We start from the raw sequence: 15,435 nt of genomic DNA, 5'->3' as shown, positions 1-15,435 counted from the left end.
CAAAATAATTTCGGCACCGAAGGCACGCATGGTTTGCCGACGCTCGATGCTCAGGTGCTCGGGCATGATGAGCACCATTTTGTAGCCACGTATGGCAGCGGCCATGGCCAGCGCGATGCCAGTGTTGCCCGATGTTGCTTCAATGAGTGTGTCGCCCGGTTTGATGGTGCCACGCGCCTCGGCATGGCGAATCATTGAGATGGCTGGCCTGTCTTTGACCGAACCAGCAGGGTTGTTGCCCTCAAGCTTGCCCAAAATAACGTTGCCACGCTGGGCGTTGCCCGCCCCTGGAATGCGCTGCAGTTGGACCAGGGGGGTGTTGCCGATGGTGTCTTCAATGGTGAGGTATTTCAAAGCCGGATCACTTGTAGCAAAGGTAATCCGGCTATTTTACTGCGCTTGCCGCCCACATGGCGGCTCATGACTTCAGTGTGGGTGCACCACGCCGTCACGCAGGGCCGGGCGGTGGGCGATCCACTGCGGCAGCAGCGACCCCACCACCATGCCAAACAGGCCCAGTACCATGCCCAGCAATTGGGGAGGCCAAATTTCGCTTGGGAAGAAGTTTTTGGCAATCAGCCAGCTGCTGACCCCAACAACAATGGACAGCACCGCGCCTTGGGAGGTTGCGCGCTTCCAGTACAAACCGAGCAACAAAGGCACAAACGCACCAGCCAGAGTGATTTCGTAAGCGCTTTCAACCATCTCGAAAATGGAAGACTCACTGTTGATTGCAAAACTCACCACAATGATGGTGAACACAAACACAGAAATTCGCATGGTGAGCAACAAGGCTTTGTCGCTCATGTTGGGCACCACGTTTTTGACAATGTTCTCGGAAAACGACACGGCAGGGGCCAACAAGGTGGCGCTGGACGTGCTCATGATGGCCGACAGCAGCGCGCCAAAAAACACGATTTGTGCAAACACCGGTGTGTGGGTAAGCACCAGGTTGGGCAGCACCATTTGAGAGTCTTCAGACACCATGGCCGCAAAGCGCTCTGGGTCGATCATGATGGCGCCATAGGCCAAAAACACGGGAATGAAGGCAAAGAAAAAGTACAAACTTCCCCCCAACACCGCCCCGCGCACAGCGGTTTTTTCGTCTTTGGCCGAACTAATACGCTGGAAAATATCTTGCTGGGGAATGGACCCGAAGGCCATGGTCAGAAATGCGCCCACAAAGGGTACCCACAACACATAGCTGAATTCTTCGGGGAAAAACTTGAGCTTGCCCGCCGCCTCGGCATGGGCCAGCACAGCGCCGGCACCACCGGCCAGATCGGACACGATCCACATGATGTAAACCAACCCGGCGGCAATCACCACCATTTGAATGAAGTCAAGCACAGCGACTGACAACATGCCGCCAAACAGGGTATACACCAACACCACGCCAGCGCCGATCACCATGCCCCACTCCTGGGATATTGCACCATCGGTGAGCACGTGAAAGATCAAGCCCAGTGCACTGATTTGTGCTGCCACCCAACCCAGGTACGACACCACAATGGCTGCACTGCAAAACACTTCCACTGCGCGGTTGTAACGCACGCGGTAATAGTCGCCAATGGTGAGCAGGTTTAGGCGGTACAGCTTGGGGGCAATCAGCAAGCCCGCCAAGATAAGGCACATGGATGCGCCAAAGGGGTCAGCCACAATGCCGCTTAAACCGCTTTCTACGAAGGTGGACGAAATACCCAAAACGGTTTCGGACCCAAACCAGGTGGCAAACACCGTGGCGGTCACAATGGGCAGGCTGAGGTTACGCCCCGCCACCGCATAATCGGCCGTGTTTTTTACGTTGCGCGCCACATACAAACCAATGGCCACCGAAACCAGCAAGTAGGCAATAACCGATGCAAGCAACATAAGAAACCCACCAAGCAAATGAAATGATTAGAAAATTTTGCGGATTATAGGCTAGAAAATGGAATTGGAGTTTGCATAGCCCAACAAGAAAGGCCAAAGCAAATCCAGTGCCACCACGCCAAACAGCACCGCCAGCATGAGCACCATCCAGAACAGCGCACGGTTTAGCCGCTTTTGCTGCTTCACAAGCTGTTCAATTTGATGGTCCACCCGGCCATTGGCATGGGTGAGGTTTTGATGCAAAAGCCGTGGCAAGGCTGGCAGTATTTGCGACCACTGGGCGGCCTCCCATTGCAAACTGGCCTGGAAACCCTTGACGCCGATTTGCTGGTGCATCCAGTTTTCGAGGTATGGTTTGGCGGTTTTCCACAAATCGAGGTCGGGATCGAGCTGGCGCCCCAGGCCCTCCACGTTCAACAGTGTTTTCTGTAACAGCACCAGTTGTGGCTGAATTTCCACGTTAAAGCGGCGCGAGGTTTGGAACAAACGCATCAAGGCCTGACCCAGTGAAATTTCTTTGAGCGGCTTGCCAAAAAATGGCTCGATGCAGGCGCGTATGGCGGACTCCAATTCGTCGATTCGAGTGCCTTTGGGCACCCAGCCAGACTGCACATGCAACTCGGCCACACGCTTGTAGTCTTGCCTGAAAAATGCCAAAAAGTTTTGCGCCAGGTACTGTTTGTCTACATCGCTGAGTGTGCCCACAATGCCGAAGTCCAACGCGATGTAACGACCAAAGTCTTCGCCCTGGTCGCCCACATAAATATTGCCCGGGTGCATGTCGGCATGAAAAAAACCATCGCGAAACACCTGCGTGAAAAAAATTTCTACGCCATCGCGAGACAACTTTTTAAGATCAATATTGGCGGCCTGCAGGCGCTCAATTTGCGAAATGGGTATGCCATGCATTCGCTCCATGGTGATCACGGTGCTGCAGCAATAATCCCAATACATCTCGGGCACACGCAGCAAATGCCCGCTGCCCGAGGCCGCGGAAAAATTGCGACGCAGTTGGGAGGCATTGGCCGCCTCGCGCATGAGGTCTAGCTCGTCGTGCAGGTATTTGTTGAATTCGGCCACCACCTCGCGAGGCTTTAAACGTTTGCCATCCGCCCAAATTTTTTCGACCAAGGTGGCAGCGGTTTTCATGAGCGCCAGGTCTTTGTCGATGACGTTCATCATGCCGGGGCGCAACACTTTGACCGCGACTTTTTTACCAGCCTGCCCGCCCTCTTTGATGACTGCAAAGTGAACCTGGGCGATGGACGCGCTGGCCACCGGCTGGTTTTGAAAGTCGAGGAACATGTCGTCGATGCGACGCCCGAGGCTGGTCTCGATGAGTTGCCGGGCCACCTCAGAAGAAAACGCAGGCACCTGGTCTTGCAACTTGGCCAACTCGTCGGCCACGTCGGCGGGCAACAGGTCGCGCCGGGTGGAGAGCAATTGCCCAAACTTGACGAACAAGGGGCCGAGATCTTCCAGGGCCTTGCGAAGACGCTCGCCACGCGAGGCTTGCAAGGCCTCGCTGGACGAAATCAGCTTGAGCACCCATTTGGCAGCCGGGTTTTGGATGGAATCGGCTGCGATAAGGAACAAGCCATATTTGCGAGCCACCCAGCCAATTTTTGCAAGGCGCCGCAATTTCATGCCGCAGGGCCCCCGGGGCCTTTGCCTGTGCTTGAGTCGCCTCCAGCGGAGCCGGGCAGCTTGGCCAAGCGCTTTTCAAGACGGGCAATGTGATCTCGAAGCTGGGCCACTTCCTGGCGAAAATCATCAAATTCAGAGGCTGTGGGCGTGAGTGCTTTTTCGTGCACCATGTACTCACGCAGGCTGCTTTTGAACCGTTGCACCACGTCTTTGGCGTTGGTACCCAAAGCCGCCAGGGTGTTCATGACCCAGATGGCCTGGGCATCGCCCACCACACGGGCCAGATCGCGTTCGGGGTCCCAGTACAAATCGTTGATGACGGTGGACACGGTTTGCGCAAAATCCATGTCACCTTGAATGCTGGCTTTGCGAGCCACAGCGCCTGCACTGCCCACCGCACCGGCCAAGTCGGCCCACTGCAGTGCAATGGAAGTGTCTGCTGGCGGGTGCTGGCCTTGTGCCGCCTGTGTGGTTTGAAAGTACCCCTGCTCGTTGATACGAAACATGAGTGTGACGGGCGGCACCGAGATGGACAACACCTTGCCCGCTTCAGCTTGTAACTTGGCTTTGCTGCTGCGTTGTTGGTCCAGCAAATGATTGAGCACCAGGCAAGCCATTTGATTGACGGTGGCCGACAAGAGACCCAAAGGCGCTGACATTAGACCGCTCAAGCCCGCACCCGCCCCTTGGACAGAAGGCTTGGCCCCCGACAAAATTTTGGAAGCAAATTGAAACAACAACACGGGAGGACTGGACAAGATGGGCGCCCTGAAAACTCAATTGGCTTGAGTTTAACCCAGCCAGGCGGGGCAAGCCTGGCCGGGTGTTTGAAAAATTACAGATTGTGAATGCCGGCCAGCACCCAGCCGCCACCAGACACTGGGCGCGTCATGGTCCACATTTCTTGCACCTCGTGGGCAGCACCACCCTCTTCCTCGCGCAACATGGCGCTGAAGGCCACGGTGGCCAGTTGCTCGTCCACATCGGTTTCGAAGCCAATCAATTCGGCTTGCAGGGTGACCACGTCGGTGCGGTTGCCCGCACCTGCGCGCGCCTCAATTTCGCTGCGCAAATGATCGACCACCTCATCGGTGCAATATTCGCGAAGGCCATTCACATTGCCTTGATCGTACAGGCCTTGCATGGTCACAAAAAACTTTTTGGCGCTGTTCACGAAAGCGGCTTCATCAAACCCGGCGGGCAGGTTTTTAACCGGACCGTCTTGGGGCTGGGGCTCTTCATAGGCTGGCTGCACAGCAGGGCCGTTGCCAAAGTGCCCATGGCTGGCACCTTGCGGCGCACCCATGCCGGGTACAGGGTCGTGCACTGGGGGCTGCTGTGGGCGGTAAGCCTGTTCGCTTTGGCGATAAGTGGCCTGGCCACCACCGGCGGTGCCATAAGCAGGTCGCTGCTGGCTGGCCTGCCCACGCAGTTTGCGCATGAGGAACATCACTGCAAAGACCACCAAGGCAATCATCAGGAAAGTGCCGAGCATTTCTGCCAGCGCACCACCGAAGCCGAGGTAACTAAACAGGGCGGCCAAGCCCAGGCCCGCGGCCAAACCCCCCAAGGGCCCCAGGAATCGATTGCGAGGCTGGGCAGCACCGGCGGTGGTGTTGGCCCCTGCAGGCGCGGTGGCCTGATTTTGCTGCGCGGGCTTGGTGGGTGTGCTGGTGGGCGATGTGGGCGCTTTTTGCATCTGTGAAGGCGCGCTGCGGCCAAAGCTGCTGCCGCCACCCAAGCGCCGGGCTTCAGCCTCGGGGGGCAAGGCCATCAGGCCCAAAAAAGACACGGCCACAGTGGCCACGGCGGTGCGAACGGACCAATTTCTAATGCTCAAAACAATGCCTCCAGTAGCAATGGATGATGTAAGGTGCTTTGGGTTTAAGACCCAATTATGCGTATTTTGTTCCCTGATGCAGGGCCACCACGCCCGCAGTGAAGTTGGTGTATTTCACGTGGTCGAACCCACTGTCGAGCATGATCTGCTTGAGGGTTTCTTGATCCGGATGCATGCGAATGCTTTCGGCCAGGTATTGGTAGCTTTTGCTGTCTTGGGCCACCAACTGCCCCATGCGTGGCAGCACCTGGAAAGAATACAGGTCGTAAGCAGGGGCCAGCAGCGGGTTGACCTTTGAAAATTCGAGCACCAACACCTTGCCACCGGGCTTGATGACCCGGCGCATTTCGGCCAAGGCCACGTCTTTGTGGGTCATGTTACGCAGGCCAAAAGCCACGGTGACCACATCAAAGTAGTCGCTTGGGAAAGGCAGCTTTTCAGCATCGCAAAGTGCCATTTTTGGCAAATAGCCCATGTCGATCATGCGGTTGCGGCCCACGCGCAGCATGCTTTCGTTGATGTCGGTTAGCCACACCTCGCCCCGGGGCCCCACTTTGTCCAAAAAGGCTTTGCTTAGGTCGCCCGTGCCACCGGCGATGTCGAGCACCTTCATGCCAGGGCGCACCCCGGCAGCACGCACTGTACTGGCCTTCCAAAGCCTATGCATGCCGCCCGACATGAGGTCGTTCATGACGTCGTATTTGCTGGCCACCGAGTCGAACACTTCGGCCACTTTTTTGGCTTTTTGTTCTTCGGGGACGGTGTCAAAACCGAAATCGGTCGTCTTGTTGTTCATGGCTGGGTAGTTGCAGTGCTCAATGGCTGGCGCAAGCGCCACCCTTTTTTTGTTGCAAAGGAATGTTTTCGGGTGCGTTGGGGTCGCGGCTGCCACCGGCTTGCTTGAGGCGCTCTAAGTAGTCGTTCCACAAGCCCTCTTGGTTTTCGCCCAGCCACAACAGGTATTCCCAGGAGAACAAACCGGAGTCGTGACCATCCGAGAAATACGGCTTGACCGCGTACATGCCCACAGGCTCCAGGTTGGTGATATTCACCTCGCGCTTGCCCACTTGCAGGGTTTCTTGCCCGGGGCCATGGCCACGCACCTCGGCAGATGGGGAATACACACGCAGCAGTTCGAAAGGCAGCTTAAAAAGCTTGCCTGCGTCGAATTCGATTTCGAGTACTCGGGACTGCTGATGCACCACGATGCGGGTGGGAATGGGGTTGTTGCTGGTTTCCATGCTGCAAACGCCTAAAATTGCGCAAACCTTAAGTGTATCCTATGCCAGCGGGCTGCGCCGCGCCCCACGTAGCGGCTGGCAATTGATGACGATTCATTCAAGTGTCATATTACTGTCCTGGAAATCCACGACTTTAGGTGGCATTACACACAACAGAAGCCTGTGGAGAAGTCAGCATGTCAAGCACTATTCTGGTCGTCGAGGACGAACCCGCCATCGCCGAACTGGTATCGGTCAACCTGAGCTTTGCCGGTCACAAGGTGCTGCGCGCAGCCGATGCCGATCAAGCCAAAACCCTGATTACGGCCGAATTGCCCGACCTGGTGCTGCTGGACTGGATGCTGCCCGGCAAAAGCGGGATTCAATTTGCCCACGAACTGCGCGCGCAGGAACGCACTCGCCATGTGCCGGTGATCATGTTGACAGCCCGCACTGAAGAGCAGGACAAAGTCGACGGCCTGGAGGCCGGTGCCGACGATTACATCACCAAGCCGTTTTCACCCAAAGAGCTGCTGGCCCGCATCAAGGCGGTGTTGCGCCGCCGAGCCCCACAGCTTACCGACGACATTGTTGAAGTACATGGCTTAAAACTCGACCCCGTGACCCACCGCATTGTGGGTCACGACAAAATTCTGGACATGGGGCCCACCGAGTTCCGCTTGTTGCACTTTTTTATGACCCACCCCGAGCGTGTGCACAGCCGCACACAGTTGCTGGACCAAGTGTGGGGCGACCATGTGTTTGTAGAAGAGCGCACGGTGGATGTCCACATTCGCCGTCTACGGCAGGCATTAACCATCAGCGGACACGACAAATTGATTGAAACCGTGCGGGGCGCGGGTTACCGCTTCACGGCCACGCAAAACGAAGGGGCAATGAACTGAGCCCGCCCTTTGGGCTCACTTTCCCCTAGAATACGCAGCTATGGCATTTATCTTTTTCAGACTGCTCCTGCTGGGGCTTCTGCTTGGCCTTGCTGCAATTGTTGGGCAAATGGTGGCTGGGCACAAAGGCGCGGTGGGCGGGGCTATTTTGGCTTCGCTGCTGGTGCACGCCCTACACGCCCGTTCTGGCCAAAAAATCCTGGCTTGGCTGGATGACTTCAAGGTGGACAACGTGCCCACCGTGTCGGGCTGGTGGGACGACCTTGCCGCCAAATTGTTTCGGTATTTGCGCCTGCACCAACGCCAGCAGCAAGCACTGAGCAATGCGCTGCTTTCTTTCCGCACAGCGGCGCAGGCCCTGCCCGATGGCGTGGTCACCCTCGACCCTCAAGGCCACATCACCTGGTGTAATGGCACCGCTCAAGACCATCTTTCGCTTAAATTGGGAAGTGACATCGGCCAGCCTATTGTGAACCTGGTGCGCAACCCCGACTTTGGCAGATATTTAAAAAGCGAGTCCTGGGAACACCCCATGGTGATGCGCTCCCCAAGAAGCTCAAACAAAATATTGTCGGTTCAACTGGTGGGTTACGGCGAGCGTCAAATGCTGGTGCTGACCCGCGATGTGACCAAGGTTGAAAAACTGGAACGCATGCGACGGGACTTTATTGCCAATGTGTCCCATGAATTGAAAACCCCCCTGACCGTGCTGAGCGGTTTTTTGGAAACTTTTCGCGATCTGCCCTTGAGTGCAGAACAACAAAAGGAGTACATCAACCTGATGCACACACAGGCCAGCCGAATGCAAAACCTTGTTGAGGATTTGTTGGCATTGTCGGCCCTGGAGTCGGCCCCCAACGCGGCCGAGAGTGGCGATGTGGTTGATTTGAGCAACGCTGCGCGGCGCACGCTTGACGATGCTGCACAGTTGTCGGCAGGTAAGCACGAGATTTCAGCCCACATTGAAGACGGCTTGCAAACCATGGGCAATGGGGCCGAAATTTTCAGCGCGTTTTCCAACATTGCCACCAACGCCGTACGATACACCCCCGAAGGTGGAAAGATTTCCATCAGCCTGCGCCAAGCGGAAAATGATATAGGCCGCCCCTGCGTGGCCTTTGTGGTGCAAGACAACGGCATTGGCGTGTCGGCTGAGCACATACCCCGCCTGACCGAGCGCTTTTACCGGGTAGACCGCAGCCGCTCCCGCGAGAGCGGTGGCACCGGGCTGGGCCTGGCCATTGTGAAGCACGTGGTGCAGCGGCACGATGGGGAGCTGGACATTCAAAGCCGGCCCAATGCGGGCAGCACCTTTACCATTTTGTTGCCGCTGCTGAAGCCTGGAATGTTGCAGCGGCAAGCGCAATCTGAGGTGGTGCAGGCGTAGCGCTGGGCCTGGGATTGGCCCTTTGGAGTTCTGTGCGCCGCGCTTTTGGGCCGGGGTGGCACAGGCCACTGGGCCTGGGATCAGCCTGCGTTTCGGTTGAATGCGCCGCGTTTTGGTACTGGAGCGGCACCGTCCCCTTGGCCTGGGATCAGCCCGTGGTTCCCTTCTTGTCCCTTCCGAGGGGGCATGCAAGGCGAAAATGTCGCCATTGCATCCGATTCGGTTTCCCGCCAAGCGGGGCCTTGGCGGGGAAACACGCCTCGGCCCCTCGGTGTGGGCCAAACCGGGCGGGCTGCCCTGAATCGGCCTGCGCGGCCTGTGCCACCCCAGCTCCGGCGCTGCGCTTGGAAACGCCGGTGATTCGCGCATCCGAGCTCCATGCAGCAGCCGTCAAGCCATCCGCGCATGCAACCTGAGCCGCCTTCGCTTGCCCAGAAGCCAGCAGGGGCCGTTGCCCCTGCAGCGACCTTCAGGACAATCTGCCCGACCGTGCCAAGAATGAACGGTGCCCCCCAAGGGGGCAGAGGCCCGACCCGACCTCTGTTTTGGAGGGCGGGCCTCAGTTCAGGCGAGGCTCAGGGAGGGATCAACAGATTGGCCGTCGCCAAGGGGCATGGTCCTGCTGGCTTCAAGGAGCAAGCGAACGAACATTGCATGGACCTGCTTGCTTCAGAGAGCAAGCGACATCGCCAAACGGGGCACGACCTGCTTGCTTCAAAGAGCAAGCGCCCGATTCCCTATGTCCCAAACGCCCGCACCAAATCTGCCCTCAGCGCCGGCAACCAGGTGCTTCGAGTGTCCAGAATTGCCTGCTGCTTGGGCACCAAACCCACGCCAGGCTTGGCTGCCGCCCACACCGGGGCGGGAAAGTGTTTGTCGTCGACGAAACGCGGAATGACGTGCCAATGCAAATGCGGCACCACATTGCCCAGTGTGGCCAAATTGGCCTTGTCGGCCTTGAAGGTGTTCAGGACAAATTGCTCTAGATGCGCCACAGCGTCCATGCAGAGCAAGCGATCGTCCCGCTGAAGCTGACTAAATTCGCGCACGTGATCGTTCCAGACCAGTCGTAAAAAGCCAGGGTAATCGGCATCGAGGGCGTCGATGACCCGAAAGCGACTGTTGCGGTAAACCAAGTCGCCCCCCAAGGATTGACACAAAGGGCAGTTGGCTTGTTGCAGGGGGGCGGCGGCTTGGCTCACAAGCCCCCCTGAGTGCGCATGGGCTTACTCGCCCTACACCAAAATGCGTTCGATGCCACCGGCGTTGGCCTCTTTCACATAGTTCTGCAACCAGTCTTGCCCCAGCACATGCTTGGCGATTTCGACCACGATGTAGTCGGCCTCCACGTTGGCATCGTTGCTGTAACGGCTTAAGCCCTGCAAGCAGGACGGGCAGCTGGTGAGAATCTTGACATCGGCCTGCGGGGCATTTTCGCGCAGTTTGTCGGCACCCTTGCGCATTTCCTCTTCTTTGCGGAAACGCACCTGGGTGGCCACATCGGGACGAGACACACCGAAGGTGCCCGACTCGCCGCAGCAGCGGTCGTTTTTGGTGACGGTTTGGCCCTGCAAATCGCTGTTGATAAGGGTGTTGACCACCTTCAGCGGTTCGTAGGTTTTCATGGGCGTGTGGCAAGGGTCGTGGTACATGTATTTTGTACCCGTGACGTTGTCGAGCTTCACGCCTTTTTCCATCAGGAATTCATGAATATCGATGATGCGGCAACCCGGGAAAATTTTCTCGAATTCGTATCCTTGTAACTGGTCATAGCATGTGCCACAGCTCACCACCACCGTTTTGATGTCGAGATAGTTCAGGGTGTTGGCCACGCGATGGAACAGCACGCGGTTGTCGGTGATCATTTTTTCGGCTTTGTCGTACTGGCCGGTGCCACGCTGCGGGTAGCCACAGCACAAGTAGCCCGGGGGCAACACGGTTTGCACGCCCACATTCCACAGCATGGCCTGCGTGGCCAGACCCACCTGGCTGTACAGGCGTTCAGAGCCACAACCGGGGAAGTAAAACACTGCTTCGGAGTCGGCCTGCGTGATTTTGGGGTTGCGGATCACTGGCACGTAGTCGCTGTTTTCGATGTCCAGCAAAGCGCGTGCGGTTTTCTTGGGCAGGCCACCGGGCATGGGCTTGTTGATGAAGTGAATCACCTGTTCACGAATAGGCGCCTTGCCCACAGTTGCGGCGGGTTTGCTGGTTTGACGATCTACCAGGCCCAAGGCCTTGCCCACTTTGTAAGCGGCGCGCTGGGCTTTGAAGCCGATGTCGGTCATGCCCACCCGCAAGGCCTTGATGGTGGCCGGGTCTTTGGCATTGAGGAAGGTCATGGCCAACGCTGTGCCCGGGTTGAAGCTCTTTTTGTCCATTTTGCGCAGCAATGCGCGCATGTTCATGGACACATCGCCAAAGTCGATGTCGACCGGGCAAGGCGTGACGCACTTGTGGCACACCGTGCAGTGGTCGGCCACGTCTTCAAACTCTTCCCAATGCTTGATGGAAACGCCGCGTCGGGTTTGCTCCTCGTACAAGAACGCTTCAACCAACAGGGATGTGGCCAGGATTTTATTGCGCGGGCTGTACAGCAGGTTGGCGCGTGGCACGTGGGTAGAACACACGGGCTTGCACTTGCCGCAGCGCAGGCAGTCTTTGACGGAATTGGCAATGGAGCCAATGTCGCTTTGACTCATGATGAGGCTTTCGTGGCCCATCAAATTAAAGCTGGGGGTGTAAGCATTGCTGAGGTCGCCACCGGGCAAAAGCTTGCCTTTGTTGAAGCGGCCTTCGGGATCGATGCGCTGCTTGTATTGCTGGAATGGGTCTAACTCGGCTTGTGTGAGGTATTGGTACTTTGTGATACCAATGCCGTGTTCACCAGAAATTACGCCGTCCAGATTGCGTGCAATCTGCATGATGCGATCCACCGTGTGCTCGGCTTCTCGCAGCATGTCGTAGTCGTCGGAGTTCACAGGAATGTTGGTGTGCACGTTGCCGTCGCCAGCGTGCATGTGCAAGGCCACAAACAAGCGGCCACGCAACACCCGTTTGTGGACGGCTTTGCATTCGTCCATGACCGGTACAAATGCACCGCCTTCAAAAATGCGGTGCAGGTTAGCGCGCAGCTCGGTCTTCCAGCTGATGCGAATGGTGCGGTCTTGCAGCACATCGAACACTGCGGCTTGGGGCTGTTGTTCCAGGCGCTTGGCAAGGTCAGCCTCCTGGTTGCCCAAGCCCAGTGTTTTAAGAATGGGGATGGCTTGGCCCAGCGGCATGTTCATATTGCCCAGCAGCCAGCTCCAGCGCTCGTGCACCCCTTCCAGCAAGGCGATGGCGCGCTGCACGCGGTCACCCACGATGTCTTCAACCGACAACTTGGTGGTGTCCACCTCGTCGGTTTTGGCCAAAGGCAAAGGCTTTTCAAAGAAGCTGCGCAGCTCGGCCACCAACTTGAGCTTGTTGCGAATGGAAAGCTCGATGTTGATACGCTCGATTTCGTCGGTGTACTCCCCCATGCGATGCAGGGGGATCACCACGTCTTCGTTGATTTTGAACGCGTTGGTGTGGCGGGCAATGGCTGCGGTGCGGGCGCGGTCGAGCCAAAACTTTTTGCGCGCTTCGGGGCTGACGGCAACAAAGCCCTCGCCCGCGCGGCCATTGGACAAACGGATGACTTCCGAGGCGGCCTTGGCCACGGCGTCTTCGTCGTCGCCCACAATGTCGCCAAACAACACCATTTTTGGAAAGGCACCACGCTTGGACTTGGGGCTGTACTTCACCGCGCGCAAGTAACGCTCGTCGAGGTGTTCAAGGCCCGCCAAAATGGCGCCCATGGCTTTGCCTTCGCCGTCCAGGTAGTTTTTGATTTCTACGATGGAAGGCACCGCGTCGCGGGCTTGACCATAAAACTCCAGGCACACGGTGCGCGTGTGCTTGGGCATGCGGTGCAAAATCCATTTGGCCGATGTGATCAGGCCATCACAACCTTCTTTCTGGATGCCGGGCAGGCCCGCCAAAAATTTGTCGGTGACGTCTTTGCCCAAACCCACTTTGCGAAAGCGTGCACCCTCTACCACCAGGCGCTCTTGCTTGAGCACCCGGGCACCGGGGGCGGCATTGCCATCGCTCCACACCAGGTCGAACTCAGCCTGAGGAGCATCGTGAATTTTGCCCAGGTTGTGATTGATTCGGGTGACCTCGAGCCAGTTGCCTTCGGGGTCGACCATGCGCCACCAGGCCAGGTTGTCCAACGCTGTGCCCCACAACACGGCTTTTTTGCCGCCGGCATTCATGGCAATGTTGCCGCCGATGCAGCTGGCCTCGGCAGAGGTGGGGTCTACCGCAAACACACGACCCGCATGCTCTGCAGCTTCAGACACACGTTTGGTGACCACACCCGCGCCAGAGAACACGGTGGCGTATTCTTCGCTTAAGCCGGGCAGCACTTCCATCTTGACCTGGCCCAGGTCTTCGAGCTTTTCGGTGTTGATGACCGCCGACAGGGCCGTGAGTGGCACAGCGCCACCGGTGTAACCTGTGCCGCCTCCGCGGGGAATGATGGTGAGCCCAAGAGAAATACAGGCCTTGACCAAACCGGGGATTTCGGACTCGCGGTCGGGCGTGAGCACCACAAAGGGATACTCAACACGCCAGTCGGTGGCATCCGTGACATGGGATACGCGAGACAGCCCGTCGAATTTGATGTTGTCTTTGGCAGTGTGTGCGCCCAAGGCCGAACGCGCTTTGCTGCGCAGGTTGGCCATGGTTGAAAATTCGCTCTGAAACTCAAGCACGGCCTTTTCAGCGGCGCCCAACAACAGGCGAACTTTTTGGCTTCGATCGTCCGCCTCGGCGGGCACCGTGTCTTGGGTTTCTACTCGGCGGTGGTCAATTTCGCTGAGGCGATGAAACAACGCATCGATCAGCGCTTGACGACGCTTGGGGTTGTCGAGCAAGTCGTCTTGCAAGTAAGGGTTGCGCCGCACCACCCAAATGTCGCCCAACACCTCGAAAAGCATACGGGCGGAGCGGCCCGTTTTACGCTCCTGCCGCAACTCTTGGAGGATGGTCCAAGACTGCTCACCCAGCAGGCGAATCACAATTTCGCGGTCAGAAAACGAGGTGTAGTTGTACGGGATCTCCCGCAGGCGAGCGGTTTCGCCGGCGGAAGGTTTGAGGGTGTTGAGTTCGACGGGTGCGTTCATGCAAAACCTTTTAACTGCTTAGCCCTTAAGTGTACCAAAACGTACCGCTTTTGGGCGAACGCACTACCCCAGCACCCTTCTAAAACCTTGATACTACAGGGTAGAACCCCAGATGTGGCGGGTTCGGCCACCCGATTGATTTTGCGGCTCTTGTTGGGTTTGTGTTTGTTGAGAATCGACCTTGCTGACCGACGCGTCTTTGATGCGCACTCGGTCGTTGGAGTCGCCACTGCCGCCGTACAGACCCATTTTGTAGACATTCACACCCCCGGGAGTGATGCATTCCCCGGAGTGGACCATTTGACCATTGACGAAAACCTGAAAGGTTTTGCCATCAGACTCAATGGCCAGGTTGAAATCTTGTCCCGGTGGATAGTGACCGGGCAAAATAACGTCGGCTTGGCCAGGTACATCCACCACCAGTTCGCCGTCATTGCGGTAAATGATTTTGACCTGCGGCAAATGCTCTCCATCGCTGTTGTTCAGCAGTTGGGCAATAACGCCGCTGGTGCCTGGATCAACGTTGTAGGTTCCTTGGAACCTCACCTTGACATTGTCGCTTGCAGCAAAACCCATGTCAGTGAATGCAGCCTCTGATCGGATGTACTTGTTGCGGGTATCGTTCATTCCCTCTTTACGCCCCGCCTCGATGCCAAAAACCTGGTAGCCATTGCCATCATCAGCTTGGTAAAAGCCGCCGTGGGTGCCGTTGTGGCGTATGTCCATCCGACCGGGCGTGCTAGTTGAAGACTCGGCATTGTGCACGGCCGAGCCAGATGGCCCAGCCGATGGATTCGACCTGCCCTCAGCCACACCCATGTTGGCGCCATGTTGACCATTTCTGGGGGTCCAGACCGGTTCGACCGGGGGTTTTTCTACTTCGACTTCGGCCTCAGCATGAGCCGAGTGGGCTAAACCCTCTACAGCGTTTGCACCTTCTTCCCCACCTTGCTCTTGAAGCATGTTGAGAACGCCGCGCCTGACCATCGCTTTTTCGCCACCCGTAACCGGGGAACGGCTGCCATCGGCATTGAGCCGCTCAATATCGAAGTCGGTTCCGTCTTGGTTGGTCTTGAATGCGTATTTAACCCCACCTTCTTCGTAAGTTCCCTCAACCCCGAGGCTGCCCCGATCACCAAGATAGCTAACGGTAAGAATTGCCCCTGTTTTTGGGTCTTGATAAACCTTTGATTCTGAGGACGACTCCGGAACTTGATCAGTTTGACTAACTGTTGGGGACTCAGCAGCGGCGACCATGAATAAACCTCTCAGAACTCTAGTTGGGGTATTCCTTGAGTGAAGAATTCCCATCGAGGGTTCCAAGGTTTTAAGCGAACCTGGGTTTAAAACT

The 15,435-nt window shown here is 57.1% G+C and carries 12 protein-coding genes; 2 read left to right on the top strand and 10 right to left on the bottom strand.

The window, feature by feature from the left end; all coding sequences use genetic code 11:
* From ACEQU8_RS04660 to ACEQU8_RS04630, 7 genes are all read right to left on the bottom strand, one after another.
* Positions 1 to 354, bottom strand: a 354-nt coding sequence (locus ACEQU8_RS04660) for a pyridoxal-phosphate dependent enzyme (protein ID WP_370261850.1), incomplete at its 3' end; no start/stop codon positions are given.
* 72 nt (positions 355 to 426) lie between these two features.
* The gene (locus ACEQU8_RS04655; RefSeq protein ID WP_370261848.1) at positions 427 to 1,872 is read right to left on the bottom strand and encodes a sodium:solute symporter family protein; all 1,446 of its coding nucleotides are present in this window, start codon (positions 1,870 to 1,872) and stop codon (positions 427 to 429) included.
* Between the two features lie 51 nt (positions 1,873 to 1,923).
* Positions 1,924 to 3,519, bottom strand: a complete 1,596-nt coding sequence (ubiB, locus tag ACEQU8_RS04650; RefSeq protein ID WP_370261847.1) for a ubiquinone biosynthesis regulatory protein kinase UbiB — start codon at positions 3,517 to 3,519, stop codon at positions 1,924 to 1,926.
* Positions 3,516 to 4,277 (bottom strand): SCP2 domain-containing protein, encoded by a 762-nt coding sequence (locus ACEQU8_RS04645; protein ID WP_370261846.1) that lies wholly within the window; start codon positions 4,275 to 4,277, stop codon positions 3,516 to 3,518. Before ACEQU8_RS04645 ends, ubiB begins: the two co-directional genes overlap by 4 nt.
* Positions 4,278 to 4,354: 77 nt before the next feature.
* Positions 4,355 to 5,359, bottom strand: coding sequence for a TIM44-like domain-containing protein (locus ACEQU8_RS04640; RefSeq protein WP_370261845.1), 1,005 nt, complete (start codon positions 5,357 to 5,359; stop codon positions 4,355 to 4,357).
* Between the two features lie 55 nt (positions 5,360 to 5,414).
* The gene (ubiE, locus tag ACEQU8_RS04635; protein ID WP_370261843.1) at positions 5,415 to 6,155 is read right to left on the bottom strand and encodes a bifunctional demethylmenaquinone methyltransferase/2-methoxy-6-polyprenyl-1,4-benzoquinol methylase UbiE; all 741 of its coding nucleotides are present in this window, start codon (positions 6,153 to 6,155) and stop codon (positions 5,415 to 5,417) included.
* Between the two features lie 19 nt (positions 6,156 to 6,174).
* Complete coding sequence (locus ACEQU8_RS04630) at positions 6,175 to 6,600, bottom strand: gamma-butyrobetaine hydroxylase-like domain-containing protein (protein WP_370261842.1); 426 nt, start codon at positions 6,598 to 6,600, stop codon at positions 6,175 to 6,177.
* A gap of 176 nt (positions 6,601 to 6,776) precedes the next feature.
* Between ACEQU8_RS04630 and phoB the strand changes: the two genes are divergently transcribed.
* Positions 6,777 to 7,484, top strand: a complete 708-nt coding sequence (gene phoB / locus ACEQU8_RS04625; RefSeq protein WP_370261841.1) for a phosphate regulon transcriptional regulator PhoB — start codon at positions 6,777 to 6,779, stop codon at positions 7,482 to 7,484.
* Between the two features lie 40 nt (positions 7,485 to 7,524).
* Positions 7,525 to 8,871 (top strand): phosphate regulon sensor histidine kinase PhoR, encoded by a 1,347-nt coding sequence (phoR, locus tag ACEQU8_RS04620; protein WP_370261840.1) that lies wholly within the window; start codon positions 7,525 to 7,527, stop codon positions 8,869 to 8,871.
* A gap of 737 nt (positions 8,872 to 9,608) precedes the next feature.
* Here phoR and ACEQU8_RS04615 read toward each other — a convergent pair.
* From ACEQU8_RS04615 to ACEQU8_RS04605, 3 genes are all read right to left on the bottom strand, one after another.
* Positions 9,609 to 10,073 carry an HIT family protein gene (locus tag ACEQU8_RS04615; RefSeq protein WP_370261839.1) on the bottom strand — a complete coding sequence of 155 codons (465 nt, stop codon included), beginning with the start codon at positions 10,071 to 10,073 and terminating at the stop codon, positions 9,609 to 9,611.
* Positions 10,074 to 10,106: 33 nt separating this feature from the next.
* Complete coding sequence (locus ACEQU8_RS04610; RefSeq protein WP_370261838.1) at positions 10,107 to 14,084, bottom strand: DUF3683 domain-containing protein; 3,978 nt, start codon at positions 14,082 to 14,084, stop codon at positions 10,107 to 10,109.
* A 93-nt stretch (positions 14,085 to 14,177) separates the two neighbouring features.
* Positions 14,178 to 15,341, bottom strand: a complete 1,164-nt coding sequence (locus ACEQU8_RS04605) for a hypothetical protein (RefSeq protein WP_370261837.1) — start codon at positions 15,339 to 15,341, stop codon at positions 14,178 to 14,180.
* Between the last annotated feature and the right edge of the window lie 94 nt (positions 15,342 to 15,435).

The sequence above is a fragment of the Limnobacter sp. genome, from assembly GCF_964228395.1.
In the GTDB taxonomy this organism is placed as follows: domain Bacteria; phylum Pseudomonadota; class Gammaproteobacteria; order Burkholderiales; family Burkholderiaceae_B; genus Limnobacter.
The sequence above is the reverse complement of the archived record's forward strand: the minus strand, read 5'-3'. Positions and strand labels throughout refer to the sequence as shown.